22 protein-coding genes are annotated in these 25,192 nt (G+C 73.1%); 12 read left to right on the top strand and 10 right to left on the bottom strand.

The window, feature by feature from the left end:
• The first annotated feature begins 16 nt into the window (after positions 1–16).
• Complete coding sequence (locus tag ACGFIA_RS03785; protein ID WP_357387914.1) at positions 17–970, top strand: stage II sporulation protein M; 954 nt, start codon at positions 17–19, stop codon at positions 968–970.
• Here ACGFIA_RS03785 and ACGFIA_RS03780 read toward each other — a convergent pair.
• From ACGFIA_RS03780 to ACGFIA_RS03760, 5 genes are read right to left on the bottom strand one after another with little or no spacing between them, the layout of a single operon-like run.
• Positions 948–2,258, bottom strand: coding sequence for a DUF58 domain-containing protein (locus ACGFIA_RS03780; protein ID WP_357470282.1), 1,311 nt, complete (start codon positions 2,256–2,258; stop codon positions 948–950). The genes ACGFIA_RS03785 and ACGFIA_RS03780 overlap by 23 nt on opposite strands.
• Positions 2,255–3,232, bottom strand: a complete 978-nt coding sequence (locus ACGFIA_RS03775; protein WP_357387910.1) for a MoxR family ATPase — start codon at positions 3,230–3,232, stop codon at positions 2,255–2,257. Before ACGFIA_RS03775 ends, ACGFIA_RS03780 begins: the two co-directional genes overlap by 4 nt.
• Positions 3,229–4,527 (bottom strand): DUF4350 domain-containing protein, encoded by a 1,299-nt coding sequence (locus tag ACGFIA_RS03770; RefSeq protein ID WP_357480934.1) that lies wholly within the window; start codon positions 4,525–4,527, stop codon positions 3,229–3,231. Before ACGFIA_RS03770 ends, ACGFIA_RS03775 begins: the two co-directional genes overlap by 4 nt.
• Positions 4,524–5,114 carry a DUF4129 domain-containing protein gene (locus tag ACGFIA_RS03765; RefSeq protein WP_357387906.1) on the bottom strand — a complete coding sequence of 197 codons (591 nt, stop codon included), beginning with the start codon at positions 5,112–5,114 and terminating at the stop codon, positions 4,524–4,526. The genes ACGFIA_RS03770 and ACGFIA_RS03765 overlap by 4 nt, the downstream gene beginning before the upstream one ends.
• The gene (locus tag ACGFIA_RS03760; protein WP_357387904.1) at positions 5,111–5,956 is read right to left on the bottom strand and encodes a hypothetical protein; all 846 of its coding nucleotides are present in this window, start codon (positions 5,954–5,956) and stop codon (positions 5,111–5,113) included. Before ACGFIA_RS03760 ends, ACGFIA_RS03765 begins: the two co-directional genes overlap by 4 nt.
• 213 nt (positions 5,957–6,169) lie before the next feature.
• On the opposite strand from ACGFIA_RS03760, the gene mtrA reads away from it, so the two are divergent.
• The 5 genes from mtrA (at position 6,170) to hpf (ending at position 12,002) form a co-directional block, all read left to right on the top strand.
• Positions 6,170–6,859, top strand: coding sequence for an MtrAB system response regulator MtrA (gene mtrA / locus ACGFIA_RS03755; RefSeq protein WP_013284210.1), 690 nt, complete (start codon positions 6,170–6,172; stop codon positions 6,857–6,859).
• Between the two features lie 13 nt (positions 6,860–6,872).
• The gene (gene mtrB, locus ACGFIA_RS03750; protein ID WP_357387902.1) at positions 6,873–8,606 is read left to right on the top strand and encodes an MtrAB system histidine kinase MtrB; all 1,734 of its coding nucleotides are present in this window, start codon (positions 6,873–6,875) and stop codon (positions 8,604–8,606) included.
• Positions 8,603–10,399 carry an LpqB family beta-propeller domain-containing protein gene (locus ACGFIA_RS03745; protein ID WP_357387900.1) on the top strand — a complete coding sequence of 599 codons (1,797 nt, stop codon included), beginning with the start codon at positions 8,603–8,605 and terminating at the stop codon, positions 10,397–10,399. Before mtrB ends, ACGFIA_RS03745 begins: the two co-directional genes overlap by 4 nt.
• Before the next feature lie 6 nt (positions 10,400–10,405).
• Positions 10,406–11,110 carry a ComF family protein gene (locus ACGFIA_RS03740; protein ID WP_393258381.1) on the top strand — a complete coding sequence of 235 codons (705 nt, stop codon included), beginning with the start codon at positions 10,406–10,408 and terminating at the stop codon, positions 11,108–11,110.
• A gap of 250 nt (positions 11,111–11,360) precedes the next feature.
• Entirely contained in the window at positions 11,361–12,002 is a 642-nt protein-coding gene (gene hpf / locus ACGFIA_RS03735) for a ribosome hibernation-promoting factor, HPF/YfiA family (protein WP_357387897.1), read from the top strand.
• A 41-nt stretch (positions 12,003–12,043) separates the two neighbouring features.
• On the opposite strand, the gene ACGFIA_RS03730 is transcribed toward hpf, so the two are convergent.
• Both ACGFIA_RS03730 and ACGFIA_RS03725 read right to left on the bottom strand, forming a co-directional pair.
• Positions 12,044–13,150 carry a GNAT family N-acetyltransferase gene (locus ACGFIA_RS03730; RefSeq protein WP_357470293.1) on the bottom strand — a complete coding sequence of 369 codons (1,107 nt, stop codon included), beginning with the start codon at positions 13,148–13,150 and terminating at the stop codon, positions 12,044–12,046.
• Positions 13,147–14,304 (bottom strand): GNAT family N-acetyltransferase, encoded by a 1,158-nt coding sequence (locus tag ACGFIA_RS03725; protein ID WP_393258377.1) that lies wholly within the window; start codon positions 14,302–14,304, stop codon positions 13,147–13,149. Before ACGFIA_RS03725 ends, ACGFIA_RS03730 begins: the two co-directional genes overlap by 4 nt.
• A 169-nt stretch (positions 14,305–14,473) precedes the next feature.
• On the opposite strand from ACGFIA_RS03725, the gene secA reads away from it, so the two are divergent.
• Positions 14,474–17,374, top strand: coding sequence for a preprotein translocase subunit SecA (gene secA, locus ACGFIA_RS03720; RefSeq protein WP_357387891.1), 2,901 nt, complete (start codon positions 14,474–14,476; stop codon positions 17,372–17,374).
• A gap of 461 nt (positions 17,375–17,835) precedes the next feature.
• On the opposite strand, the gene ACGFIA_RS03715 is transcribed toward secA, so the two are convergent.
• Both ACGFIA_RS03715 and ACGFIA_RS03710 read right to left on the bottom strand, forming a co-directional pair.
• A complete protein-coding gene (locus tag ACGFIA_RS03715) occupies positions 17,836–18,414 on the bottom strand; it encodes an Rv3235 family protein (RefSeq protein ID WP_357387889.1) in 579 nt (192 codons plus the stop codon).
• A 95-nt stretch (positions 18,415–18,509) separates the two neighbouring features.
• Positions 18,510–18,737 carry a helix-turn-helix domain-containing protein gene (locus tag ACGFIA_RS03710; RefSeq protein ID WP_013474124.1) on the bottom strand — a complete coding sequence of 76 codons (228 nt, stop codon included), beginning with the start codon at positions 18,735–18,737 and terminating at the stop codon, positions 18,510–18,512.
• A 195-nt stretch (positions 18,738–18,932) separates the two neighbouring features.
• Here ACGFIA_RS03710 and ACGFIA_RS03705 point away from each other — a divergent pair, with 195 nt between their 5' ends.
• A complete protein-coding gene (locus tag ACGFIA_RS03705) occupies positions 18,933–19,442 on the top strand; it encodes a DUF6912 family protein (protein WP_357470299.1) in 510 nt (169 codons plus the stop codon).
• 12 nt (positions 19,443–19,454) lie between these two features.
• Here the strand turns inward: ACGFIA_RS03705 and ACGFIA_RS03700 are convergent, their stop codons facing one another.
• Entirely contained in the window at positions 19,455–20,459 is a 1,005-nt protein-coding gene (locus tag ACGFIA_RS03700; RefSeq protein WP_393258372.1) for a hypothetical protein, read from the bottom strand.
• Between the two features lie 375 nt (positions 20,460–20,834).
• Between ACGFIA_RS03700 and pruA the strand changes: the two genes are divergently transcribed.
• From pruA to ftsE, 4 genes are all read left to right on the top strand, one after another.
• Positions 20,835–22,463 (top strand): L-glutamate gamma-semialdehyde dehydrogenase, encoded by a 1,629-nt coding sequence (pruA, locus tag ACGFIA_RS03695; RefSeq protein WP_357470305.1) that lies wholly within the window; start codon positions 20,835–20,837, stop codon positions 22,461–22,463.
• A gap of 134 nt (positions 22,464–22,597) precedes the next feature.
• Complete coding sequence (locus tag ACGFIA_RS03690; RefSeq protein ID WP_354865139.1) at positions 22,598–23,113, top strand: PadR family transcriptional regulator; 516 nt, start codon at positions 22,598–22,600, stop codon at positions 23,111–23,113.
• A gap of 102 nt (positions 23,114–23,215) precedes the next feature.
• Complete coding sequence (gene prfB, locus ACGFIA_RS03685) at positions 23,216–24,337, top strand: peptide chain release factor 2 (protein ID WP_357387882.1); 1,122 nt, start codon at positions 23,216–23,218, stop codon at positions 24,335–24,337.
• A gap of 118 nt (positions 24,338–24,455) precedes the next feature.
• The gene (gene ftsE / locus ACGFIA_RS03680) at positions 24,456–25,136 is read left to right on the top strand and encodes a cell division ATP-binding protein FtsE (RefSeq protein WP_013284225.1); all 681 of its coding nucleotides are present in this window, start codon (positions 24,456–24,458) and stop codon (positions 25,134–25,136) included.
• The last annotated feature ends 56 nt before the right edge of the window (positions 25,137–25,192 follow it).

Below are 25,192 nucleotides of genomic sequence, written 5' to 3'. Positions count from 1 at the left end.
GGACGGGGGAGGGTGAGTGGATCTCGACGCGTACGTGGCCGAGCACAACGCCGAATGGCGGCGGCTGGAACACCTGACCGGGCGGCGTCGCCTCGACGCGGCCGAGGTCGACGAGCTGGTCGCGCTCTACCAGCGCAGCGCCACGCACCTGTCCGCGCTGCGCGCCCGGGCCCCCGAGCCCGCGCTGGTGAACCGCCTGTCCCACCTCGTCCTCGCGGCCCGGGCGCGGGTCACCGGCCGCCCCCGGCTGTCCTGGACGGCAGTGGGCCGGTTCCTGGCCGCCGACCTGCCCGCCGCGCTCTACCGGGCCTGGCCCTGGTGGTGCGGCGTGGCCACCGCGTTCAGCGCCCTGACCGCCTTCCTCATCTGGTTCGTCGCCGCCAACCCGGACACCGCCGCCGCGTTCATCGGCGAGCAGGCCGCCCGGGAACTCGTCGACTCCGGCTTCGCCGGCTACTACAGCGAGTACGCCGCGCCTACCTTCGCGTTCCACCTGTGGACGCACAACGCGTGGCTGGCGGCCCAGTGCCTGGCCGCCGGTGTGCTCGTGGTGCCGGTGTTCTGGCTGCTGTGGCAGAACGCGCTGAACATCGGCGTGGTCGGCGGCGTGATGGTCTCCTACGGCCGGGCGGACGTCTTCTTCGGCATGATCACCCCGCACGGGCTGCTGGAGCTGACCGGCATCTTCGTCGCCGCCGGGGTCGGACTGCGTACCGCCTGGGCCTGGATCGCCCCGCCCGCGCACCTCGGCCGCGGCCCGGCGGTCGCCGAGGCGGGAAAGCTCGCCGTCGTGGTCGCGGCCGGTCTGGTCGGCATGTTCGCGGTCTCCGCGCTGATCGAGGCGTTCGTCACCCCGGCGCCGGTGCCGGTCGTGCTGCGGGTGGCGGCCGGTGCCGCGGTGTGGCTGGCCTTCCTGGCGTACGCGCTGGTGCTCGGCCGGCGTGCGGTCAGAGCTGGCCGAGGGACTTGAGCCGCAGATAGGTGTCGGCGACGGCCGGGGCCAGCCGGTGTGCGGGCACGTCCACCACCGTCACGCCGTAGCGCGACAGGGCGGCGCGTACCCGGTCCCGCTCGGCCAGCGCCCGCCACGCCGACGCGGCCGCGTACGGGTCGTCCGGGCCGGCCGGGGTGGCGGTGGCGAGCCCGGTCAGCACCGGGTCGCTGGCGGCGGCCAGCACCACCCGGTGCCGGGTGGCCAGCCGGGGCAGCACCGGCAACAGCCCGTCACCGATCGCGCCCGCCTCCAGCGCGGTGAACAGCACCACCAGGCTGCGCTGCCGTTCCCGGCGCAGCACCTCGGCGGCGATCAGCTCGAAGTCGGTCTCGGCCAGCGCGGGCTGCAACGGTGCCACCGCGTCGACCAGCCGGGCGAGCAGCGCCGGGCGGCCGCTGCCGGTGACCCGGGCCCGGATCTCGGTGTCCGCCGCCAGCAGGTCCACCCGGTCACCCGCGCGGGCGGCGAGCGCGGTGAGCAGCAGCGCCGCGTCGATGGCGGTGTCCAGCCGGGGCTCGTCGCCGAGGCGTACCGCCGACGTGCGGCCGGTGTCCAGCACGCAGACCAGGCGCCGGTCCCGCTCCGGGCGCCAGGTGCGCACCAGCACGTCGGCGCGGCGGGCGCTGCCCCGCCAGTCGATCGAGCGGACGTCGTCGCCCACCGCGTACTCGCGCAACGTGTCGAACTCGGTGCCGTGACCGCGCCCCCGGGTCACCTGCACCCCGTCGATGACCCGCAGCCGGGCCAGCTTCTCCGGCAGGTGCCGGCGGGAGTCGAAGCGGGGCAGCACCCGCAGCGTCCACTGTGGGGTGGCCGGGCGCCCGGCGCGCTGCCGGGCACCCAGGCGCATCGGCCCGAGCGAGCGTACGGTCAGCGCCACCGCCCGCCGGTCGCCGCGCCGGGTCGGGGTGAGCCGGACCGGCAGCGTGGCGGCGTCACCGGGCGGCACGGTGAGCAGGCGGTCCGGCGGCACGTCCGGGCGAGCCCCGGCCGACGGCACCCAGGCGTCGCGCACCTGGGCGTGCAGCGTGCGGTCGGTCGGGTTGGCCAGGTGCAGCGAGACGGTGGCGGTGCCGCCGAGGCGGACCGTCCGCTCCCCGGAACGGGTCACGACCAGCGCGTCCGGCGGGACCGCCAACGCCCGGTCGAGCAGCACCAGCAGCAGCACCACGGCGGTCAGCACGGCGACGCCGAGGAACGGCGCCGGCCAGAACGGCAGCGTCAGCGCGCCCGCGCCGAGCAGCAGACCCGCCCGCCAGGTCATCGCGGCGTCGGCACGGTGGCCAGCACCGACTCCAGCACCGCGTCCACGGTCACGCCCTCCAGCTCGGCCTCCGGGCGAGGACGCAGCCGGTGCCGCAGCGTGGGCCGGGCGACCGCCTTGACGTCGTCCGGCGTGACGTGGTCGCGGCCGGCCAGCCAGGACCACGCCTTGGCCGTGTTCAGCAGCGCGGTCGCGCCTCGCGGGGACGCGCCCAGCTCCAGCGCGGGCGCGGAGCGGGTGCCCCGGCACAGGTCCACGATGTAGCCGAGCACCGGTTCGGCCACGTGCACGTTCCGCACCTCGGCCCGGGCGGCGGCCAGGTCCGCCACGCCGGCCACCGGGCGTACGCCCGCCGCGCCCAGGTCGCGCGGGTCGAACCCGGCGTGGTGCGCGCGCAGCACGCCCAGCTCCTCCTCCCGCTCCGGCAGTGGCACTGTCAGCTTCAGCAGGAAGCGGTCCAGCTGCGCCTCGGGGAGCGGGTAGGTGCCCTCGTACTCGACGGGGTTCTGGGTGGCCGCGACGATGAACGGGTCCGGCAGCGGACGGCGCTCGCCCTCGACGGAGACCTGCCGTTCCTCCATCACCTCCAGCAGCGCCGACTGCGTCTTGGGCGGGGTGCGGTTGATCTCGTCGGCGAGCAGCAGGTTGGTGAAGACCGGCCCCTCCCGGAACGTGAAGGCGGCGGTGCGCTGGTCGAAGATCAGCGAGCCGGTGACGTCGCCGGGCATCAGGTCGGGGGTGAACTGCACCCGCTTGGCGTCCAGGTCGAGCGCGGCGGCCAGGGTCCGCACCAGCAGCGTCTTGGCCACCCCCGGTACGCCCTCCAGCAGCACGTGCCCCCGGCAGAGCAACGCGATCACCAGGCCGGTGACCACGGCGTCCTGCCCGACGACGGCCTTCGCCACCTCGGCCCGCAGGCGGTGCAGGGCGGCGCGGGCGCCGGACGGGGCGGTGGTCGTGACGGGTCCGGTCACCGGGGGTCTCCTTCGCTCGGATGCGGGGCCAGGGTACGGGTCAGGGCGTCCAGTTCGCGGGCCAGCTCCAGCAGCTCGCGGTCGTTGGCCGGGGCCGGGCCGTGGAGCAGGTCGGCCACCCGTTCCGGGTCGGCGCCGGCGCGCTCGGCGACCCGGGCGGCCACCTCGTCGTCGGGTGTCCCAGGGGGCAGGTTGAGCCGGGTCGTCAGCCGGTCCAGCGCGGCGGCGCGCAACGTCCCGGCGACGGTGTCCCGGGCGCCCGCCCGGCGGTAGAGCCGAGCCCGGCCGCGCACCGTCTCGGCGGAGCGGACGGTCACCGGCAGCGGCTCCGACACCGGCGGCCCGTGCCGGCGGGCCCGCCACAGCACCACGAGCAGCCCGGCCAGGGCGAGCTGCACCAGGACGGCCCAGAACCACTGCGGGAAGGCGCCCCAGAGCGGGTTCTCCCACGACCGGTCGGCTCGGTCGGGCGGATCGGGTCGTTCCGACCGGCCGCTGCCGGCCGGCGCGGGCTGCTCGGTGAACGGTGCCGGGGACCAGCTCGGGCGGGTCGGCGCCGGTACCGGCTCGGGCAGGTCGAGCCAGACCAGCGGGCGGTCGCCGCCGAGCAGGCCGGTGGCGAGCGCCTCGTTGCTCCACTCGCCGATCCGCTCGTTGCGGAACGGGTCACTGGCGCCGGCCAGCACCACCTCGACCCGCCCGGGGACGCGCAGCAGCGCGCCGCCGTAGCAGTGGTCGACCTCGGCCGGTCCGGCGTAACGCTGGAGGTCGATCGCGGCGACACCGGCCCGGACCGCCTCGGGCAGCCGGCACGGCGTGCCGTCCGCGTCCGGCGGCACCGCCCGCGCGGCCCAGCGAACGCCGGCCGGCTCGACCGGGACGTCCAGTTCGGCGAGCACCCGCCGGGACGGCTCGACCAGCACCAGCCGGCTGCCCGGCGGGAGGGTGGTCAGGCCGTCGAGCAGGTCCGGGTGCACGAGCCCGGGCGCGGGCACGAACAGCGTGCTCGGCTCGGCGCGGGCGGTACGCAGCGCCGCTGTCAGATCCGTCTCCCGGCGTACCGGCACGCCCTGCGTCCGCAGTGCTTCCGCGAGCCGGCTGGCGCCGTCGCCGTCGGTGGCGACCGGGGACAGGAAACCGGGCTCGTCCGCGTCGGGCCGGTCGACCGCGCGCAGCACGAGCGTGGTCACGATCAGCAGCACCGCCAGCCCGAGCGGGACGAGCAACCGGTACGGCCGCCGGCGCGGCACAGTCGTGGCCGCAGTCGTGGTCTCCGGTTCGACGGTGGCGGTCACCGCGGCTCCTCCCCGGTCAGCTCGCGACTCAGGTCGGCGGCGAGATCACGCATCCGCCGGTCGTGCGCGGCGGTGGCGGGGCGCTGGGCGTACCAGAGGTCGGAGAAGATCGCCCCGGCCTCGTGCAGCGTGGGCCGGACCCTCGGCCGGGCACGGGCCGCCGCCTCGGTCAGCTCGACGACTGTGAGCCCGGGGCGGGGCTCCACCACCTGCCGCACGACCAGGAGCCGGACCATCTCGCGCAGCCGCTCCCGGACCGCCTCCGCGTACCGGCCCTCGGCCGCCAGCCGGTCGGCCAGCCCGGGCCCGGCCGGTTCCGGCAGCCGGGGCGCGGGCAGGCGCACGGGCGGCGGGTCGTCGTCACGGGACCGGCGAGGACGCCGGAACCGGGGCCACCTCAGCCGGGGCAGGCGTGGCCACCGCAGCCGGGGGAACCGGAACCGGGGCAGCCGGCGGGGCACCCACGCGGGGAAGAAGTACCATGCCAGCGCCACCAGCAGCGCGACGCCCAGCAGGATCAGCGCGGCCAGCGGCAGCGGCACCACGTCACCGAGGGCCGCCACCGTCTCGGTCCACCACCGGCTCACCGGTACGCCGCCAGCAGGGCGGGCTCGGGCACGCCGGCGGGCGCGCGGGAGAGCCGGATGTCCAGCCCTTCGGTGCGGATCCGGGTCTCCAGGTGGAGCACCGCGTCCAGGCAGGCGAGCGCCGAGTACGCCAGCGCGTTCACGGCGGTGAAGGCGGCGATCGTCACCGGCAGCGCCCAGGCCGAGACGTCGAACAGACCCAGCATGCCCAGCCCGTAGTAGACGCCCAGCCCGATGCCGAGCCGGATCAGCCACCAGCCCAGGTAGCCCAGCAGCCGGATCGCGGCGGCCCGCGCGCCGACCCGGCCGGCGAGGCGTACCGCCCGCCACGGCGCCCGGTGCGCCGGCACCCCGTCCAGCACCAGCACCGGCACCACCAGGCCGAGCAGCGCGTACGCCAGGAACCAGCCCGGCCCGGTCAGCGCGGCGGCGGTGACGGTCAGCCCGACCAGGACGGCGGCCGGCAGCGTCGCGCCCGGCCGGGCGCCGCGCAGCAGCTCCGACGGCGCGGAACGGCGGCCCAGCAGCGCCGCGCCGGCACCGCGTGCGGCCGGGGCGCCGAGCAGCGCGATGATCGCGGCTTCGGTGCCGGCGCCGGCCGCCAGCAGCAGCCAGTACCCGGGAAGGGTGTCGCCGATCTCCGCCGGCCACCAGGCCGGCGGTTCGGCCGCGACCAGCATCCGCAGCGGGTGGAGCACCGCCTGTTCGGCGAGGGCCAGCAGGAGGGCGAGGGGGACGAGCACCCGCGCCTGGTCGCGCAGCAGCAGCACCGCCGCGTCGAGCAGCTCGCCGACGGTCAGCGGACGGCGCGGCAGCACCGCGGTCGGGCCGGCGTCGGGCACGCGTACTCCTGGGCGGGGGAGCGGAGGTGGCGGGCGGGGCGACGCCCGGGGGATCATGGTTGCACGGCGGGTCCGCATCCGGTGGACCCGACCACCCCGGCACGCCACGCTGGGCGGCCACGCCGACTGCTGTGGTGCGTGGGGCCGCTCGGCGCTACGGTTCCGTGGAGACGCCGAACACTCCAGACGAACGGGGATGGAACGATAAACCCCATGAGAGCCCGGGTACTCGTGGTCGACGACGACCCCGCCCTCGCCGAGATGCTCGGCATCGTGCTGCGCAGCGAGGGCTTTGTGCCGTCCTTCGTCGCGGACGGCGAACGGGCGCTGGCCGCCTTCCGCGACAACCGACCGGACATCGTCCTGCTCGACCTGATGCTGCCGGGCATGAGCGGCATCGACGTGGCCCGCGCCATCCGGGGCGAGTCCGGCGTGCCGATCGTGATGCTGACCGCCAAGAGCGACACCGTCGACGTCGTGCTCGGGCTCGAGTCCGGCGCCGACGACTACGTGGTCAAGCCGTTCAAGCCCAAGGAGCTGGTGGCCCGGATGCGGGCCCGGCTCCGCCGGGGCGAGGACGTGGCGCCGGAGATGCTGACCATCGGCCCGCCCGGCAACCAGATCACCATCGACGTGCCGGCCCACACGGTCAGCCGCGACGGCGAGGAGGTGAAGCTGACGCCGCTGGAGTTCGACCTGCTTGTCGCGCTCGCCCGCAAACCGCGCCAGGTCTTCACCCGTGAGGTGCTGCTGGAGCAGGTCTGGGGCTACCGCCACGCGGCGGACACCCGCCTGGTCAACGTGCACGTGCAGCGGCTGCGCGCCAAGATCGAGCCGGATCCGGAGCGACCCGAAATCATCCTCACCGTGCGAGGCGTGGGCTACAAGGCGGGCACCGGATAGCCTGGTCAGCACTGTGTTGACCCCGCTACCCTCCGCGCCCCGCCGGCTACCCGCCGTGCGGGCGCTCTGGCTCGCCCTGACCGGCCGGGCCGCCCGGCTCGCGGCCGCGGTGCACCAGGCGTGGCGGCGGTCGCTCCAGGTCCGTGTCGTCACCATCACGCTCGTGGCGTCGAGCCTGCTGGTGGGCGGTTTCGCCTACCTGATCGCCGACAAGATCACCAGCATCCTGCTGGAGAACGCCGAGACCGACGTGCGACTGCGGCTGAGCAACGGCAGGGAGTACGCGGCCAAGCAGTTCAACCTCTACAGCCAGCCGCAGGAGGCGCAGCTCCAGAACACCATCGACGGCACGGTCAACTACCTGGCCGGCGGAGACCCGACCCAGACCAGCGGCGTGGTGGTGGCGATCACCGCCGACAACTTCGCCGAGTTCATCGAACCGCGAACCACGCCCGAGGTGCCCGTGGACGCGGTGATCGGTGACGAGCTGCGGGCCGCCGTCGCCTCCGGCAAGGTCGCCCACCAGATCCGTACCGGCTCGCTCGGCGGCGAGCGCACGAAATACCTCGTCTACGGTTCCCCGGTGCCGACCAAGTTCGGGCAGGTCGAGCTCTACTACCTCGTACCGCTGGCGCGGCAGGACGCGACGGCGGCCGACGCCCGGGCCACCGTGGTCGCCACCGGCGTCGCGCTGGTGCTCCTGCTCGGCCTGCTGGCCGCCCTGGTCACCCGCCTGGTGGTGACGCCGGTACGGGTGGCCGCGCGCACCGCGCAACGGCTCTCCGCCGGGCTGCTCGACCAGCGCATGGTGGTCTCCGGCGAGGACGACCTCGCCCTGCTGGCCGCCTCGTTCAACCAGATGGCGACGAACCTGCAACGGCAGATCCTCCGGCTGGAGGAGATGTCCCGCCTGCAACGCCGGTTCACCTCCGACGTCTCGCACGAGCTGCGGACGCCGCTGACCACGGTCCGGATGGCCGCCGACCTGATCTTCGCCGAGCGCGACGAGTTCGACCCGGCGGTGGCCCGCAGCGCCGAGCTGCTCCAGGCCGAGCTGGACCGGTTCGAGGAACTGCTCACCGACCTGCTGGAGATCAGCCGGTTCGACGCCGGTTTCGCGGTGCTGGACAGCGAGCCCACCGACCTGGTGCCGGTGGTGCACCGGGTGACCGAGCGGCTGGCCGGGCTGGCCGAGCGGGTCGGCGTGACCATCGAGCTGGACCTGCCGGACACTCCGGTGATCGCCGAGGTCGACCCGCGCCGCGTCGAGCGGGTGCTGCGCAACCTGGTCGGCAACGCGGTCGAGCACGGCGAGGCCAAGCCGGTACGGATCACCCTGGGCCAGGACCAGAGCGCGGTGGCGATCACCGTGCGGGACCACGGCGTCGGCCTCAAGCCGGGGGAGGAGAAGCTGGTGTTCAACCGCTTCTGGCGGGCCGACCCGTCGCGGGCCCGGCAGACCGGCGGCACCGGGCTGGGCCTGTCGATCAGCCTGGAGGACGCCCGCCTGCACGGCGGATGGCTGGAGGCGTGGGGAGCGCCGGGGCAGGGCGCGCAGTTCCGGCTCACCCTGCCGGCCCGCGCCGGGGACCGGCTCACCACCTCCCCGCTGCGGCTGGTGCCGGCCGACGCCACGGTGCCGTTCGGTGGCCCCCGTGACGGCGGCCTGCCCGCTGTCGGGCCCGGTGGCGTACCGGCACTGACCGCCGGACCGGCCGGCGGCGACCACGCGGAGGCGCGGCCGTGAACCGCCGCGTCCTGGCCCTGTTGCTGACCGGCGCGCTGCTGCCGGTCACGCTCGCCGGATGCGGCATCCCGGACGAGACCGACGTGCAGGTGAACGGTTCGGTGCCGGCCGCCGAGTCCGGGGTGTTCAACGGCAGCCCGGCCCGGCCGCCCGAACCGGCCGACAGCAACGAGCCGGTGCCGTTCATCGAGAACTACCTGCGGGCCGCCGCGGCCGGGGAACGCGACCAGGCGTACGCCCGGGCCCGGAAGTTCCTCGCCGAGGAGGCCCGCGACCTGCTTCCGGGCAAGCCGCAGACCAGCGAGATCGAGTTGACGGTGGTGCGGCTGCGGGAGAAGCCGGAGAGCACGCCGCCGAACAACCAGGGCACCAGCACCGTGACGCTCAAGGTGCAGCAGGTGGGCGTGCTGCGCGCCGACGGCACGCTCGGCCCGCCGGTGGCGAGCGAGACGCAGTACGTCTTCGAGCTGCGCCGCGCCGACCCCGGCACCGGCCTGCTGATCACCGACCTGCCGAACATCCTGCTGGCCAGCGACTCGGCGGTGCGCGAGTACTACCGCGCCCGCACCGTCTACTTCTGGAACACCGACCTGACCCGGCTGGTGCCGGACCAGCGCTACCTGCTCTCGACGGCGCCGACCGAGCGGCGCATCACCGAGGTGATGAAGTGGCTGGCCGACCGTCCGTCGGACTGGCTGGCCCCCGCCGTGACCGGGCTGCCGGACGGCACCCAGCTGATCAACAACGCGACCGGCGCGGACGGTCACTGGGAGATCAACCTCAACATGCCGGGCGCCAACGAACAGCGGCTGACCCGGCTCGGCACGCAGTTGGCGTGGTCGCTGTCGGACCTGGACGGCCAGGTCGACCTGAAGATCCAGAACCAGAAGCGGCTCACCGTCGACCTGCGGCGGGAACGCGTCTCGGTCACCGCCTATCCCCGCGGCGCGGATCCGATGCGGTACGCCGTCTACGACGGCGCCGTCCGTCCCCTCGGGTTCGGCAACGAGTCCCGGGCCGCCGCGCCGCTGCCGCCCGCGGAGAACCGCAACGTCGTCTCCGCGTCGCTCGCCCGCGCCGAGGACCAGGTGCTCGCCGCGCTCGTGGTGACCGGGCCGGACAACCGCAGGCGGCTCAAGGTGGGCACCGGCCCGGAACCGGTCGCGGTGTTCAGCCCCGGCGACCGGACGTTCCGGGCCATGAGCCGTCCCACCTGGCTGCGGTCGCTGAGCAAGACCCGCCCGGGCGGTCTGGTGGCGGCCGACGGCCGGCTCTACCGGTTCGACGGCGTGGGCCGGATGAGTGAGATCCCGCTGTCGGTACCCGGGCCGGTGACGGCTGTCGCCGGCTCACTCGACGGGCACCGGATCGTGCTGGCCTCCGGCGGCGCGGTCTTCGTCGCCGCGGTGAGCGTCGACGGTGGCGTGGTCAGCCTCGGACAGCCCCGCCGGGTCACCACGCTGCTCACCGGCGTGACGGTGGTGGACTGGGTGGCGGAGAACGAGCTGGCGCTGGCCGGCAACGAGGCGGACCGGCGCTCGGCGATCCATCAGCTCAGTGTCGACGGCGCCTGGGAGACCCCGCTGACGGTGGAGATCGGCGCACCGGTGACCCAGCTCGCCGGGTATCCGGGCGGCGGTGACCGTGGCCTGGCCGCGTTCTCGTTCATGTTCGAGACGGACGGCGCGGCCTGGCGGAACAACCCGTTCGACTACGTGAAGCGGGAGCAGGTGCTCGACGTTCCGGCGGGAAGCCGGGCGACAAACCCGACCGCGCCGTTCTTCCTCTACTGACCGCCCGTGCGTGACCTGGGCGGGCTCTGGTCGGACCTGACCGACCTCGTGCTGCCCGCCGGGTGCGCCGGTTGTGGCGCGACGTCGGTGCGGCTGCGGCACGGCTTCTGCTCCGGCTGCGTGCGCGAGCTGGAGTCGTTGCGTCCGGCACCGGCCCGGCCCGATCCGGCCCCGCCCGGCCTTCCGCCCTGCGTGGCGCTCGGCCCGTACGGCGGCGCGCTGCGCGAGGGGCTGCTGGCGTACAAGGAGAGGGGTCGGCACGGGCTGGCCCGGCCGCTGGGGGCGCTGCTGGCCGAGGTGGTCGCGGCGGCGGTGGGGCCGCCCGGCCCGGTGACGCTGGTGGCGGTCCCGGACACCGCCCGCGCGGCCCGGGCCCGCTACGGCGACCACCTCGACCGGTTGGTCCGGCCGGTGGCGGACCGGCTGCGCGCGGCCGGGTGGCCGGTACGGGTGCTGCGCCCGCTGCGCGCGCTGCCCCGGACCGACTCGGTGGAGCTGGACAGCGCCGGGCGGGCCGCCGCGGCCGAGGCCGCGTTCCGGCTGCGCCGTCCGCCGGGCGGACACCGGCCGGCCGGCACTGTCGTGCTGCTCGACGACATCGTCACCACCGGCGCCACGCTGGCGGTGGTGAGCCGGATGTTGCACCGCGCGGGAATGACGCCAAAGGCCGCGGCGGTGCTCGCCGCAACGCAAAAGCGGCACCATCGGTGACGCTTCGTGCATCCGTTTCACCCCTTGGTGTATGAGGTGTTAAATTCCGCGACCGCCTTCGGCAACCAGGGGTGACGGGTGGCCGAACAGGAGTTAGCGTTTCGGTGTCGGGGGTAGTGAGGATGCCAACCTTCCCCCGGCACTGGAAGGAGGCGTAGCCGAACAACACCGGTCGACGCCGAGCGGGGCCCTCCCGGGTGCGTCGACCGGATGATCCGGACCGAACGACCGTCCGAACAAGGGAGGTCACGTGGACATCGTGGTCAAGGGCCGTAACGTCGAAGTGCCGGACCATTACCGGGTACACGTAGCCGAGAAGCTCGCGAAGATCGAACGCTACGACCAGAAGCTCATTCGCGTGGACGTCGAGTTGTTCCACGAGCGCAATCCACGCCAGGCGGACACCTGCCAGCGGGTGGAGATCACGTGCGTGACGCGCGGCCCGGTGATCCGGGCCGAGGCCTGCACGAACGACTTCTACAGCGCGCTCGACGCCGCCATCGCCAAGCTGGACACGCGCTTCCGCCGCGCGGCGGACCGCCGCCGGGTGCACCGGGGACGGCCGCCGATCTCAGTGGCCGCCGCGACCGCCGGGCTGCCGGTGGCCGACCTCGACGGGCCCGGTCTGGCGGCGCGCGACGGCCACGGCGCCGCCACCGCCGTCGCCGAGCGTCCCGACGAGGACCGTTACGCCGAATACGACGACCAGCCGTGGCACATCGCCCGGGCGAAGGTCCACCCCGCCGACCCGATGACCGTCGATGACGCGTTGTTCCAGATGGAACTGGTCGGCCACGACTTCTACCTGTTCCAGGACAAGGAGTCCGGCCGCCCGAGCGTGGTCTACCGGCGGCACGCGTACGACTACGGGATCATCCAGCTCGACACGTGACCCCTCGACCGGGCAGGACGGGCTCCGCACGGGGCCCGTCCTCAGCTCCCGTCGGTGGCCAACCGGCCGTAGACCACCGAGTCGACGCGGATGCCCTCCGGGCCGGGAAGCCGGCCGCGCAGCAGCCCCTCCCGCCGGAAGCCGGCCCGTTCCAGGACCCGCTGCGAGGCGACGTTGTCCGGCCGGGTACCGGCCCAGAGCCGGGCCACCCCGATGCCGAACGCCCATTCGGCGACAAGCCGGACGGTGCGGGCCGCCAGCCCGCGCCCGCGCGCCTCGGGCAGCAGGCTGTAGCCGAGCATGGCCTGCCCGGTGGCCGGCTCGTCGTAGAACAGCGCGCAGCCGCCGACGACAGTGCCGGTGGCCGCGTCGAGGATCGCCAGGTCGGCGGCCTCGCCCGCCAGCCAGCGGCTCGCCGCCAGCCGGCAGCGCCGCGCGAGCGCCGCGCGCTCCGGTGCCACCGGCGGCACCCGGTTGGCCACCACCTCCGGCAGCGTGTGCAGCCGGTACAGCGTGTCGGTGTCCGCCGGCTCCACCGGGCGCAGTGTCACGACGCCGTCGGTGAGCCGGCCGTCCGGCAGGTCCGGCAGCAGCCGGGCGACCGGCCCGGGCGGGTCGTCGGCCAGCCGCACCCAGGCGATCAGATCCTGGCGTACGCCGTCGCCGTCCGCCCCCGCCGCCCGGCGTACGCCCTCGTGCCGGTAACCGCAGGCGAGCGCGATGCGCTGGCTCGCCACGTTCTCCGTCCGGGTGAGCAGTTCCAGCCGGGCCGCCCCGGCGGTGAACGCCCGCTCGGTCAGCAGCCGGGTGGCGGCGGTGGCCACGCCCCGGCCGCGCGCCGCCGGTCCCACCCAGTAGCCGATCTCGTACGTGGCCCGCTCCGCGCTGAGCCGGGTCAGCCCGATGCTGCCGAGCAGCCGGTCGGTCGCCGGGTCGGCGATCGTGTACGCGGCGCCGCCCGCCGCCCACGCCGCCGGTGCCCCCTCGGTGATCCACCACCGGGCGGCGTCGGCGTCGTACGGGTCGGGCAGCAGGGGCATGAACCGGCGGATCTCCGGATCCGCGCAACCGGCCACCATGTCCGGTACGTCCGCGAGGTGGCACTGCCGCAGCCGTACGCCGTACCCCTCGGTCGTCTCCGGCGTCACGCCAGGTCGCCCGGCAGGAGGCCGCCGATCCACACGTCCTGCCGCTCGCCGCGGTGCTGGACGCCGCCGCGCAGCGTGCCCTCGACGGTGAAGCCGGCCTTCTCGGCGGCCCGCCGGGAGGCGGTGTTGCCGACGTTCGCGCGCCACTCGATCCGGGCCAGGCCGAGCGTGGTGAAGCCCCAGGCGCACACCGCGGCGAGCGCGGCCGGCAGGTAGCCCCGGCCGCGCGCGTGCGGCGCGGTCATGTAACCCACGTCGGCCACCAGCGGGTCTCCGGCCATGATGCGCAGGTCGATCGACGCGACGTAGCGGTCGTCCGGGTCGGCCACGGCGAACGTCACCGCGGTGCCCCGCGCCCAGGCCGGGCGCACCACGTCGCGCAGGAAGCCCTCGGCGTGCTCCGGCCGGTACGGGTGCGGCACCGTGGTCCAGTGGACGGTCTGCTCGTCCTGACAGGTGCGCGTCACCTCGGGCAGGTCGCGTTCCTCCAGCGCGCGCAGCCGCAGCTCGGTGTTCCCGGCGGTGGCGAACAGGACCGGCTGCGGCCGGCCGAAGACGGCGGCCCGGCGAGCCTGGAGCGTGTCCGGGCCGTAGGGGATCGGCTCGCCCGCCGCGGCGACCTCGCCGGGGAGCAGCGAGCCGATCCAGCCCTCGGCCCGCCCGCCGGGGCTGGGATGTGCCAGCCGCAGCTCACCGTCGATCCGGAAGCCGGCGCGCAGCGCGACCAGCCGGGAGGCGTGGTTGCCGATCTCGGCCTGCCAGGTGAGCCGGCGCAGCTTGAGCGCGTCGAACGCCCAGCGGGCCAGCGCGCGGGTGGCGCGGACCGCGACGCCCCGGCCCCGGGCCCACGGCGCGGTCCAGTAGCCGACCTCCGCCGACTCCAGCGCGCGGTCGACGGAGACCAGGCCGATCGAGGCGAACAGCTCACCGGTGCCGGCGTCGCAGACCGCGAACTGCGCGGCGGTGCCCTCGGCCCAGGCGGTGGCGCTGATCGTGGTGACGAACTCGGTCGCGTGCTCCGGGAGGTACGGGCGAGGTACGGTGGTCCAGCGCTGGATGTCCGGATCCTGGCAGGCGCGGTGCACCGCGTCGGCGTCCTCGGCGTGCCACGGGCGCAGCAGCAGGCCGTCCTCGATGATCTCCACAGGCTCCATTCGAGCCATCGTGCCGGATCGTTCGCGCACGGCGTAACCCGATTAGCGGCCGGTGGCGCACGGTGGCGGCGTTATGTCGGTTTCCGGAGTCCGGACCGCCGCCACCAGTGACCATCGTCGCGTCGGAGCGCCTACGATGGTTCGAGACCGTCTAGGGGAGCGTTGATCCGTGTCGATTCTGGAAAAGGTCCTTCGCGCCGGCGAAGGCCGCATGGTGCGTCGGCTGAAGGCCATCGCGGCCGCCGTCAACTCGATCGAGGACGACTACGTCAACCTCAGTGACGACGAGCTGCGCGGCATGACCGACCAGTTCAAGGAGCGCCTCGAGGACGGCGAGACCCTCGACGACCTGCTGCCCGAGGCGTTCGCGGTGTGCCGGGAGGCCGCCTCGCGGGTGCTCGGCCAGCGCCCCTACGACGTCCAGGTGATGGGTGGCGCGGCGCTGCACTTCGGCAACATCGCCGAGATGAAGACCGGTGAGGGCAAGACGCTGACCTCGGTCATGCCGGTCTACCTGAACGCGCTCGCCGGCAAGGGCGTGCACGTGATCACCGTGAACGACTACCTGGCGGAGCGCGACGCCGCCTGGATGGGCCGGGTGCACGAGTTCCTCGGCCTGAGCGTCGGCGTGGTGCTGCCCAACCGGCCCGCCACCGAGCACCGCGCGGCCTACGAGTGCGACATCACCTACGGCACGAACAACGAGTTCGGCTTCGACTACCTGCGCGACAACATGGCCTGGTCGAAGGAGGAGCTGGTCCAGCGCGGCCACTTCTTCGCCGTGGTCGACGAGGTCGACTCGATCCTGATCGACGAGGCGCGTACCCCTCTGATCATCTCCGGCCCGGCCGAGCACTCCGCCCGGTGGTACCAGGAGTTCTCCGCCGTGGTGGCCCGGCTCCAGCCCGGCACCGACGGCGAGGGCGACTACGAGGTCGACTACGCCAAGCGGACCATCGCCATCACCGAGCGCGGCGTGGCCAAGGTGGAGGACCGCCTGGGCATCGACAACCTCTACGAGTCGGTGAACACCCCGCTGGTCGGCTACCTGAACAACGCCATCAAGGCCAAGGAGCTCTACAAGCGCGACAAGGACTACATCGTCAACGACGGCGAGGTCCTGATCGTCGACGAGTTCACCGGCCGCATCCTGCACGGCCGTCGCTACAACGAGGGCATGCACCAGGCGATCGAGGCCAAGGAGGGGGTGGAGATCAAGCAGGAGAACCAGACGCTGGCCACCATCACCCTCCAGAACTACTTCCGCCTCTACGAGAAGCTCTCCGGCATGACCGGTACCGCCCAGACCGAGGCGGGCGAGTTCAACAAGGTCTACAAGGTCGGCGTCGTGACCATCCCGACGCACCGGCCGATGGTCCGGCTCGACCGGCCCGACGTCATCTACAAGACCGAGAAGGCCAAGTTCAACGCCGTCGTCGAGGACATCGCCGAGCGGCACGAGCAGGGCCAGCCGGTGCTGGTCGGCACCGTCTCGGTGGAGAACTCCGAGATCCTGTCGCACATGCTGCGCCGCCGCGGCATCCCGCACTCGGTGCTGAACGCGAAGTTCCACGCCAAGGAGGCGGAGATCGTCGCGCAGGCCGGGCGCAAGGGCGCGGTCACCGTCGCGACGAACATGGCCGGCCGCGGCACCGACATCCTGCTCGGCGGCAACCCCGAGTTCCTCGCCGCGAACGAGCTGCGCCAGCGCGGGCTCGACCCGGTCGAGCAGCCGGAGGAGTACGCCAAGGCGATGGAGGAGATCCTCCCGACCTGGAAGCAGGCGTGCGACGTCGAGGCGGAGGAGGTCGCCGCCGCCGGTGGGCTCTACGTGCTGGGCACCGAGCGGCACGAGTCCCGCCGGATCGACAACCAGCTGCGCGGTCGTGCCGGCCGCCAGGGCGACCCGGGCGAGTCCCGCTTCTACCTGTCGCTGCAGGACGAGCTGATGAAGCGCTTCCGGGCCGGCGCGGTCGAGGCGGTGATGGACCGCTTCAACATCCCCGAGGACGTGCCCATCGAGTCGAAGATGGTCACCCGGCAGATCAAGAGCGCCCAGGCCCAGATCGAGGGCCAGAACGCCGAGATCCGCAAGAACGTCCTCAAGTACGACGAGGTGCTGAACAAGCAGCGCCAGGTGATCTACGCCGAGCGCCTCCGGGTGCTCAACGGCGAGGACCTGTCCGACCAGGTCCGCAACATGATCGACGACGTGGTGACCGCGTACGTGGTCGGCGCGACGAGCGACGGCTACGCCGAGGACTGGGACCTCGAACAGCTCTGGTCCAGCCTCAAGCAGCTCTACCCGGTCGGCATCACCATCGACGAGCTGGAGGAGGAGCTCGGCTCCCGCTCCGGCATCGACCAGGACTTCCTGCTCGCGCGCCTCAAGGAGGACGCGCACGCCGCGTACGACAGGCGTGAGGAGAGCCTCGGCGAGGAGGCGGTCCGCCAGCTGGAGCGGATGGTCCTGCTCCAGGTGATCGACCGCAAGTGGCGCGAGCACCTCTACGAGATGGACTACCTCCAGGAGGGCATCAGCCTCCGGGCGTACGCCCAGCGCGACCCGGTCATCGAGTACCAGCGCGAGGGCTTCGACATGTTCGCCACCATGATGGACGGCATCAAGGAGGAGACTGTCGGCTTCCTCTACAACCTGGACGTCCAGGTCGAGGAGGCGGAGCCGGATGCCGAGGAGGTGCAGCTGCTGGAGAAGCCGGTGGAGATCCGGGCGAAGGGTCTCAACCGCGCGCCGCAGCAGCAGGGCCTGCAATACTCCGCGCCCGCCGTGGACGGCGAGGCCGGCCGGGGCGCTCCGGTGATCGAGCGGCCCGAGCAGCAGGCGCCGGCCCTCGGCATCGGCCAGCAGTCCTCGGAGCGCCCGGCCGCCGCCACGCCGCGCCGTGCTCCGGCCGGGGCGAGCGGCCAGGCTGTGGCCGCCAGCACCGCCCGGCGGGCCGCTCCCGGCCAGGTCGACGGCGGCGAGGGCCCGTCCCGTAACGCGCCCTGCCCGTGTGGCTCGGGCCGCAAGTACAAGCGCTGTCACGGCTCGCCAAACGGCGGCAACTGACCCCGAACGCGCGCCCCGACGGGCCCCGGCCTTCCGGCCGGGGCCCGTCGTCGTCCTCCGGCCCGTCCTCCCGCCCTCCCGTCCGTCCTCCCTGGGCCGATCTTGCAGTTGCGGCCCCTGTTGTGACCGATTCATGCCGACATGGGGGTCCGAAAGTGCAAGATCGCGGGATTTGGTGGCGTGGCGCGGGCCGGAGATCCTGGCTGTTGCACTGACCTCTCGTTTAGCGAGATTGGCGTTCCGCCTGGTGGGAGCGGCGGAGATCTTGGTAGGAAAGGGCCCCTATGGGGGCCGTTTGGTACCAAGATCTCGCCGGGAGCCGGGAGCCGGGAGCCGGGAGCCGGGAGCCGGGAGCCGGGAGCCGGGAGCCGGGAGCCGGGAGCCGGTTGGCTACGCCCGCTCACAGGTCGACGCGGGTGGCCGCAGCGCGTCGAGCCAGGTCGGAGAGGCGACGGCCGGGCTCAAAGGACGTCCAGCACCTGGCACAGCCAGGTGCCTCGGCGGCGTTCCAGGCGTATCGCGACCGCCCAGCTCGCGCCGCCGGCCCCGGCGAACACGGCGGTGGCCTCGACCGCGCCCGCGCGGGGCTCGCAGACCCGTAGACGCCGCAGCAGCAACGCCGGCCGGGCGGTACGGCGGCGCACCGGCGTGACCCGGCGGGCCGCGCGGGTCAGCTCGACCGACACCGGACCGGCCGCCTCGGGCACGCAGAGCGGCCGGAGCTGGCCGGGCGGCCGGAAGCCGTTCACGATCTCCAGGAAGGTGCGCACGAACAGGTGCGCGGCCCGCGCTCCCTCGGGCGTGGCGGAGGCGAGGGCTGTTGCGGGCGTGCCGGACCAGCGTGGCCACGCTGCTGCCGGGTCGGGGGCGCGGCCGGGCGGGCGCGCGGTGGCACGGGGGCGCGGGCCGGCCAGGTCGAGTGTGAGCTGCCCGGCGGGACTCCAGAGCGGTTCCTCGTCGGTGCAGGGCGGATCGAGCGGCGGGGCGGGCCGGAGACGGACCGGCGGGCGGGGGGCGCGGGGACGGCGGGTGTCGACCATCTCAAATCCTTGCGTTTGCCTTCGTTTGCCTCCGACAGGCTCTCATCTTCCCGGACTCGTGCGATCGCCGTCAATGGCGCACGGTTGGCGGGCGGTCACTCCTCGTCGCGCTCGCCGAGCGGGTTGCCGCGTACCCACTCGGCGGTCTCGGCGTACTTGCGCTCGATGTATTCCTCCAGCCGGGCGCGCTCGACCCGCCACTGGCCCCGGCCACCGATCTTGATCGCGGGCAGCTCGCCGCTGCGGACCATGTGGTAGACCTGCGAGTCCGAGACGTTCAGCTCGGCGGCGACGTCGGACAGCAGCAGGAACCTCGACTCCACGGTGACTCCCGGGGTTGGTTTCGTTTGCTTCAGTTTGCCATCACTGAGTGACACGGCCATGTGCCCGTTCGGGAGACACACCGGCGGGAGACTTCACCCGCGCGGGTGCCGGGTGTATGACGGTCTCGGCGTACGGCATGATCGGCGCCCGGAGCCGGCGTCCGCCGGCGATCGGCCTGAGTGTGGGAGTGACCGGTGACCGACGAGCTTGTCCGGGTGTACCTGCCGGCGACTGTCCCCATGCTCGCCCGGCTGCGCGACGAGGGGCTGAGCGCCGAGGCGGCGCACGCCGTGACCCCGGAGCTGCGCGAGTGGTACGCCGAGGGCGACGAGGAGGAACTGGAGTACGTGGCCTTCACCCGGGCCGCCCAGGACGCGCTGCTCCTGCTCCGGCTCGATCCCGCCGCGCCCCGGCGACGGGTGGTGGTCTCGGCCGACCTGCCCGCTCGGGCGGTCGGCCGGGTCGTCGGCGACCTGGGATCGAGCGTGGTCCGGCCGGCCGGGCCGGTGCCCGTGAAGTCGGTGGCCGCGCTGCACGTGGACGGCGCGGACGCGGTCGAGGACGTGGCGGCCGCCGTCGACGTGGTGGTGGAGGCCCAGGCCGGCGACCCGGACGCCCAGTTCACAGTCGACGGCGCCGAGGACCACGAACTGGAGTGGTACGACGTGACCGAGCTGGACCTGCTGCTGCGCGAAGCGGGCTGACGGCGCGGCGGTTCAGGCCGCCGGCTCGTCCTCGTCGTCCACCGGACGCGGGCCGAGCGTGCGCCCGAAGATGATGAGCGTGGTCAGCGCGCCCACGAAGAGCACCCAGATGCCGTTGTCCACCCGCGAGGTGCCCAGCGCGGTCTGCGCCACCTCGTCGGCCTCGCTGAGCGCGGCGGCCAGGTCGAGCAGCCCGCGCCCGCCGATCCGGATGATCACCTCGGTGAGCAGCAGGAGCAGGCCCGCGCCGGCGCCGGCGATCAGGTACGCCGGCCAGCGCAGCGGTGACGCCGCGCCGTCGCGGCGCTCCGCCCGGCGCCGGGACCAGGTCAGATAGAGGTACGCGGCCAGCCCGGCGAGCAGCCCGGCGAGCAACGACTCGGTACGCGAGACCCACTTCGCGGCGTCCAGCACCGACTGCTGCGTCTCCCCGGCGCCGAACAGGTCGGAGAGCGGGTCGCGGGCACGGCTGAACAGCACCACGAAGATCTGCGCGGTGAGCGTCGCGACGGTGATCGCCCCCACCACCCGGGCCTGGCGCGCACCGGCCATCGCCCCGCCGATGATCGCGGCTGCCGCCGTGGTGCCGGCGATGGTGTTCGTGGTGGCGTTGTCCGCGTACGTCAGGTTGATCGCCACGGCGGCGACGAGCCCGACCAGGAGGCCGGCGCCGACGGCGGCCAGGAAGCGGAGCGTGGCGCGGCCCAGCCGGTTGGTCGCGAGCAGGGCCACCGTGGCGCCGGTGACCAGCGCGGCGGTGATGACGCCGGGCAGCGCGTACGCGGAGAGGCTGATCGCGGTGACGCCGGCAGCTGTCGAGTGGATCGCCTCCCGGGTGGACCAGAGCATGGCGGCCAGCCACCCGATCGAGACCAGGGCGAGCACGAGCGCGCCCGGGGCGAACTCCGGACGCCCGGCCGCGACGACCTCGTCCGTGCTCGCCTCGCCGACCGACGGCTCGACGGCCTCGGGCTGATCCGTCTCGGCGGCCGTGGAGCTGCCGGGCTGGTTGCTCATCGTCTTCCCTTCGACGGTCGCCGGATCTCCCCGCGCCGGGCCGGGCAGGTCACCGGTCATCCAGCGTACGCGGCGTGCCGCCGCTCCTCGGGCGGGCCGGGCGCGGCAGGCGCCAGAACCGATCACGCCGAAGGATCAACGACGTGTCGTCCCGTACTCCGATGTTTCGTCGGTCGTGGGTGGGCGGCGGCCGAAGGTCCGGAGACAGCCGGCTTGTCCGGTGTGCCGGGGAGGCGCGGCCCGCGGGCGCGTCTCGTGACAGAATCGGGGGCAGGTCCCGCCGCCGTCTCACCCCGCGGTGTCCGGCGTCCGGCCGCCCGGCCGGGGCCCGCGGGTCCGGTTTCGCCGCCGTCGTCGAGATCGCCAGGAGCTGTGATGGACGCCGTGTTCTCCGTACCCGAGCCCCTCAACGAGCCGGTACACACCTACGAGCCCGGCAGCGCCGACCGGGAGCGGCTCCAGCGGAGGCTGGCCGAACTGGCCGCCGAGCGGATCGAGCTGCCGATGACTATCGCCGGTGAGCGGCGGATGGCCGGCGGCGCGTCGATCGACGTGGTGCAGCCGCACAAGCACGCGCACGTCCTCGGCGTCACCGGGCACGCCACCCACGACGACGCCCGCGCCGCGGTCCGGGCCGCGAAGGACGCCGCGCCGATGTGGCGCGCGCTGCCGTTCGAGGAGCGGGCCGCGGTCTTCCTGCGCGCCGCCGACCTGCTGGCCGGCCCCTGGCGGGACACGCTCAACGCGGCCACCATGCTCGGCCAGTCCAAGACGGCCGTCCAGGCCGAGATCGACTCGGCCTGCGAGCTGATCGACTTCCTCCGGTTCAACGTGCACTTCGCCCGGCGGCTCCTGGCCGAGCAGCCGCTGTCCTCGCCCGGGGTCTGGAACCGCCTCGACCACCGGCCGCTGGAGGGCTTCGTCTACGCGATCACCCCGTTCAACTTCACCGCGATCGCCGGCAACCTGCCGGCCGCGCCGGCCATGCTCGGCAACACGGTGGTCTGGAAGCCGTCCCCGACGCAGCAGTTCGCGGCGCACTTCACCATGCGCCTGTTCGAGGCCGCCGGCCTGCCGCCCGGTGTGATCAACATGGTCACCGGGCGCGGCGAGGAGGTCTCCGAGGTGGTGCTCGCCGACCCGGACCTCGCCGGCATCCACTTCACCGGCTCGACGAAGGTGTTCCAGCACCTGTGGAAGACCGTCGGCGACAACATCGCCCGCTACCGGGGCTACCCCCGGCTGGTCGGCGAGACCGGCGGCAAGGACTTCGTGGTCGCGCACACCAGCGCCGACGTGGACGCGCTGCACACCGCGCTGATCCGGGGCGCCTACGAATACCAGGGCCAGAAGTGCTCGGCCGCCTCCCGGGCGTACGTCCCGCGGTCGCTCTGGGAGGGCGGGCTGCGCGACCGGCTCGCCGCCACCGCCGACTCGCTGACCTACGGCGACGTGACCGACTTCAGCAACTTCGGCGGCGCGGTGATCGACGACAAGGCGTTCGGCCGGCACACCGCCGCGCTGGAGCTGATCAAGGGCGACGACTCCTGCCGGATCCTGGCCGGCGGCACCGCCGACGACTCGGTCGGCTACTTCGTCCGTCCGACGCTGTTCGAGTGCTCCGACGCCGCGCACGAGACGTTCACCACCGAGTACTTCGGGCCGATCCTCGGCGTGCACGTCTTCGACGACGCCCGCTTCGACGAGGTGGTCGCCCAGGCCGAGTCGATCGCGCCGTACGCGCTGACCGGGTCGATCTTCGCGACCGACCGCCGGGTAATCGACCAGGTGGCGGAGAAGATGCGGTACGCGGCGGGCAACTTCTACATCAACGACAAGCCGACCGGCGCGGTCGTCGGGCAGCAGCCGTTCGGCGGCGCCCGGGCCAGCGGCACCAACGACAAGGCGGGTTCCTGGCACAACCTGGTCCGCTGGATGTCGCCCCGGACGATCAAGGAGACGTTCGTCCCGGCGACCGATCACGTCTACCCGCACATGGGCTGAGGCGCTCGAAGAGGGCCCGTCCCGGCCGGGGCGGGCCCTCTTCCTCATCCGACAGTGCACATCGGACCCGTCATCGGGTGCCGAAATGAGCAAATCCTGGACGCCGGAGCCGACAAAGTGGCAGCTTAGAGGGCATGGCGGAATCCGGAGTCAACCCGACGGCAGCAGCTCTGCTCGGTCTGCTGCACGACGGCCCGATGACTGGCGGCCAGTTGATGGCCGCCGCTGAGCGCCGTCTGGCGCCGTACTGGTCGATGACCCGCAGCCAGGTCTACCGGGAGCTGCCGGTCCTGGCCGAGAAGGGTCTGGTGCGGCTCGGCAAGCCCGGGCCGCGGATGAGCCAGCCATACGCGCTGACGGCGGCCGGAAAACGGACATTCTCCCGCTGGCTCGCGGAGAATCCCGGCAAGGACACGATCCGTAACCCGATAGCGCTACGGATCGCGTTCGGCGGCCTGCACTCGGCGAGCCAGCTCAAGAACCTGTACGCCACGGCGAACGAGTACCACACCGAGGCGCTGGCGGCGGTGCGGGAGCAGGTCAAGAACGCCAAGAAGGAAGGCGACAGCTACGACGCCAGCGCGCTGGAGTTCGCCGTCGCCTACCACAAGGCGGCGCTGTCCTGGCTGAAGACCGCGCCCGTCGGCTGACCACCTGGGGCGCACTCGCTGGAGTGGGCAGCGCAGACTTTTCGCGCGTGACTGCGGGGCTCGCAGGCTCACTCCTCGCACGCGCCGGTAGTCTTGTCTGTCGTGACCGCTGCCGATTACGCCGAACAGCTCAAGGATCTCGACGCCACGCTGCGCAACATCGAGGCCGTGCTCGACCTCGACAAGCTGCGCGAGCAGAAGGCCCGGCTGGAGCAGGAGGCCTCCGCGCCCGACCTCTGGGACGACCAGGCCAAGGCGCAGCAGGTGACGTCGCAGCTGTCGTACGTCAACGGCGAGATCACCAAGCTGGGTGACCTGCGCTCCCGGCTCGACGACGCCGGCGTGCTGCTGGAGCTGGCCCAGGCCGAGGACGACCCGGGTGTGCTGACCGAGGTCGAGTCGGAGATCACCGGGCTGACCAAGGCCATCCAGGAGATGGAGGTCCGCACGCTGCTCTCCGGCGAGTACGACTCGCGGGAGGCGCTCGTCGCGATCCGGGCCGGCGCCGGTGGCGTGGACGCCGCCGACTTCGCCGAGATGCTGCTGCGGATGTACCTGCGCTGGGCCGAGCGGCACGGCTACCCGACCGAGGTCTACGAGACCTCGTACGCCGAGGAGGCGGGCCTCAAGTCGGCCACGTTCACGGTGAAGGTGCCCTACGCCTACGGCACGCTGAGCGTGGAGTCCGGCACGCACCGGCTGGTGCGGATCAGCCCGTTCGACAACCAGGGCCGCCGGCAGACCAGCTTCGCCGGGGTCGAGGTGCTGCCGGTCACCGAGCAGACCGACCACATCGACATCCCGGAGAACGAGGTCCGGGTGGACGTCTACCGGTCGTCCGGGCCGGGTGGGCAGAGCGTCAACACCACCGACTCGGCGGTGCGGCTGACCCACATCCCCACCGGCATCGTGGTGACCTGCCAGAACGAGAAGTCCCAGCTGCAGAACAAGGCCTCCGCGATGCGGGTGCTCCAGTCCCGCCTGCTGGAGCGCAAGCGGCAGGAGGAGGAGGAGAAGCTGGCCGGCCTGAAGACCGGCAGCACCAGCTCCTGGGGCGACCAGATGCGCTCGTACGTCCTGCACCCGTATCAGATGGTGAAGGATCTGCGTACCGAACAGGAGACGGGCAATCCGTCCTCGGTCTTCGACGGTGACCTGGACAGCTTCATCGAGGCGGGAATCCGCTGGCGGAAGCAGCAGCAGCTCACCGCTGACGGTGCGTGATCACGTTTGGACGCAGCGCGTCATCGATCTCGTGTTGACCGGGTAAATCGATGACGCGCACCGCTTCGGCGGGGCGTGGGGCTTGGCTCTGCGGTTACACCGCGTAGACTACCGACCCGTGATTCAGCTTGAGCAAGTGACGAAGACGTACCCGAAGGCGTCCCGGCCTTCGCTCGACAACGTGTCCGTCTCGATCGAGAAGGGCGAGTTCGTCTTCTTCATCGGTCCATCCGGCTCCGGCAAGTCCACCATCATCAAGTTGCTGCTGCACGAGGTCACGCCCAACAAGGGCCGGGTCGTCGTCAACGGCAAGGACGTCACCTCGATGCGTTCCTGGAAGCGACCCCACTTCCGGCGTTCCATCGGCTGCGTCTTCCAGGACTTCCGGTTGCTGCCGAACCGCACCGCGTACGAGAACGTGGCGTTCGCGCTGGAGGTGATCGGTAAGACGAAGGCGGTCGCCCGCCGGGTCGTGCCGGAGGTGCTGGAGCTGGTCGGTCTCGGCGGCAAGGAGCACCGCTACCCGCACGAGCTGTCCGGTGGTGAGCAGCAGCGTGTCGCGGTGGCCCGGGCGTTCGTCAACCGGCCGCTGATCCTGCTGGCCGACGAGCCGACCGGAAACCTGGACCCGGACACCTCGATCGAGATCATGCGCCTGCTGGACCGGATCAACCGCACCGGCACGACCGTCGTGATGGTCACGCACGACTCCAACATCGTGAACCAGATGCGGCGCCGGGTCATCGAGATCGAGAGCGGCCGCATCGTGCGCGACCAGGCCCGGGGCGTCTACGGCTGAGCCGGCCGACGTTCCGTAGACCCTGACGACGAAACCTCACGCCGGAGAGCCGGAGG

Source organism: Micromonospora sp. NPDC049203 (genome assembly GCF_043197215.1).
GTDB lineage: Bacteria > Actinomycetota > Actinomycetes > Mycobacteriales > Micromonosporaceae > Micromonospora.
The sequence above is the reverse complement of the archived record's forward strand: the minus strand, read 5'-3'. Positions and strand labels throughout refer to the sequence as shown.

Bases quoted from the DNA above. Each gene is read 5' to 3' on its own strand.
- pruA (WP_357470305.1), top strand. From the start codon at position 20,835: ATGGACGCCGTGTTCTCCGTACCCGAGCCCCTCAACGAGCCGGTACAC.
- ACGFIA_RS03725 (WP_393258377.1), bottom strand. From the start codon at position 14,304: ATGGAGCCTGTGGAGATCATCGAGGACGGCCTGCTGCTGCGCCCGTGG.
- mtrA (WP_013284210.1), top strand. From the start codon at position 6,170: ATGAGAGCCCGGGTACTCGTGGTCGACGACGACCCCGCCCTCGCCGAG.
- ACGFIA_RS03690 (WP_354865139.1), top strand. From the start codon at position 22,598: ATGGCGGAATCCGGAGTCAACCCGACGGCAGCAGCTCTGCTCGGTCTG.
- ACGFIA_RS03715 (WP_357387889.1), bottom strand. From the start codon at position 18,414: ATGGTCGACACCCGCCGTCCCCGCGCCCCCCGCCCGCCGGTCCGTCTC.
- ACGFIA_RS03700 (WP_393258372.1), bottom strand. From the start codon at position 20,459: ATGAGCAACCAGCCCGGCAGCTCCACGGCCGCCGAGACGGATCAGCCC.
- ACGFIA_RS03780 (WP_357470282.1), bottom strand. From the start codon at position 2,258: ATGACCTGGCGGGCGGGTCTGCTGCTCGGCGCGGGCGCGCTGACGCTG.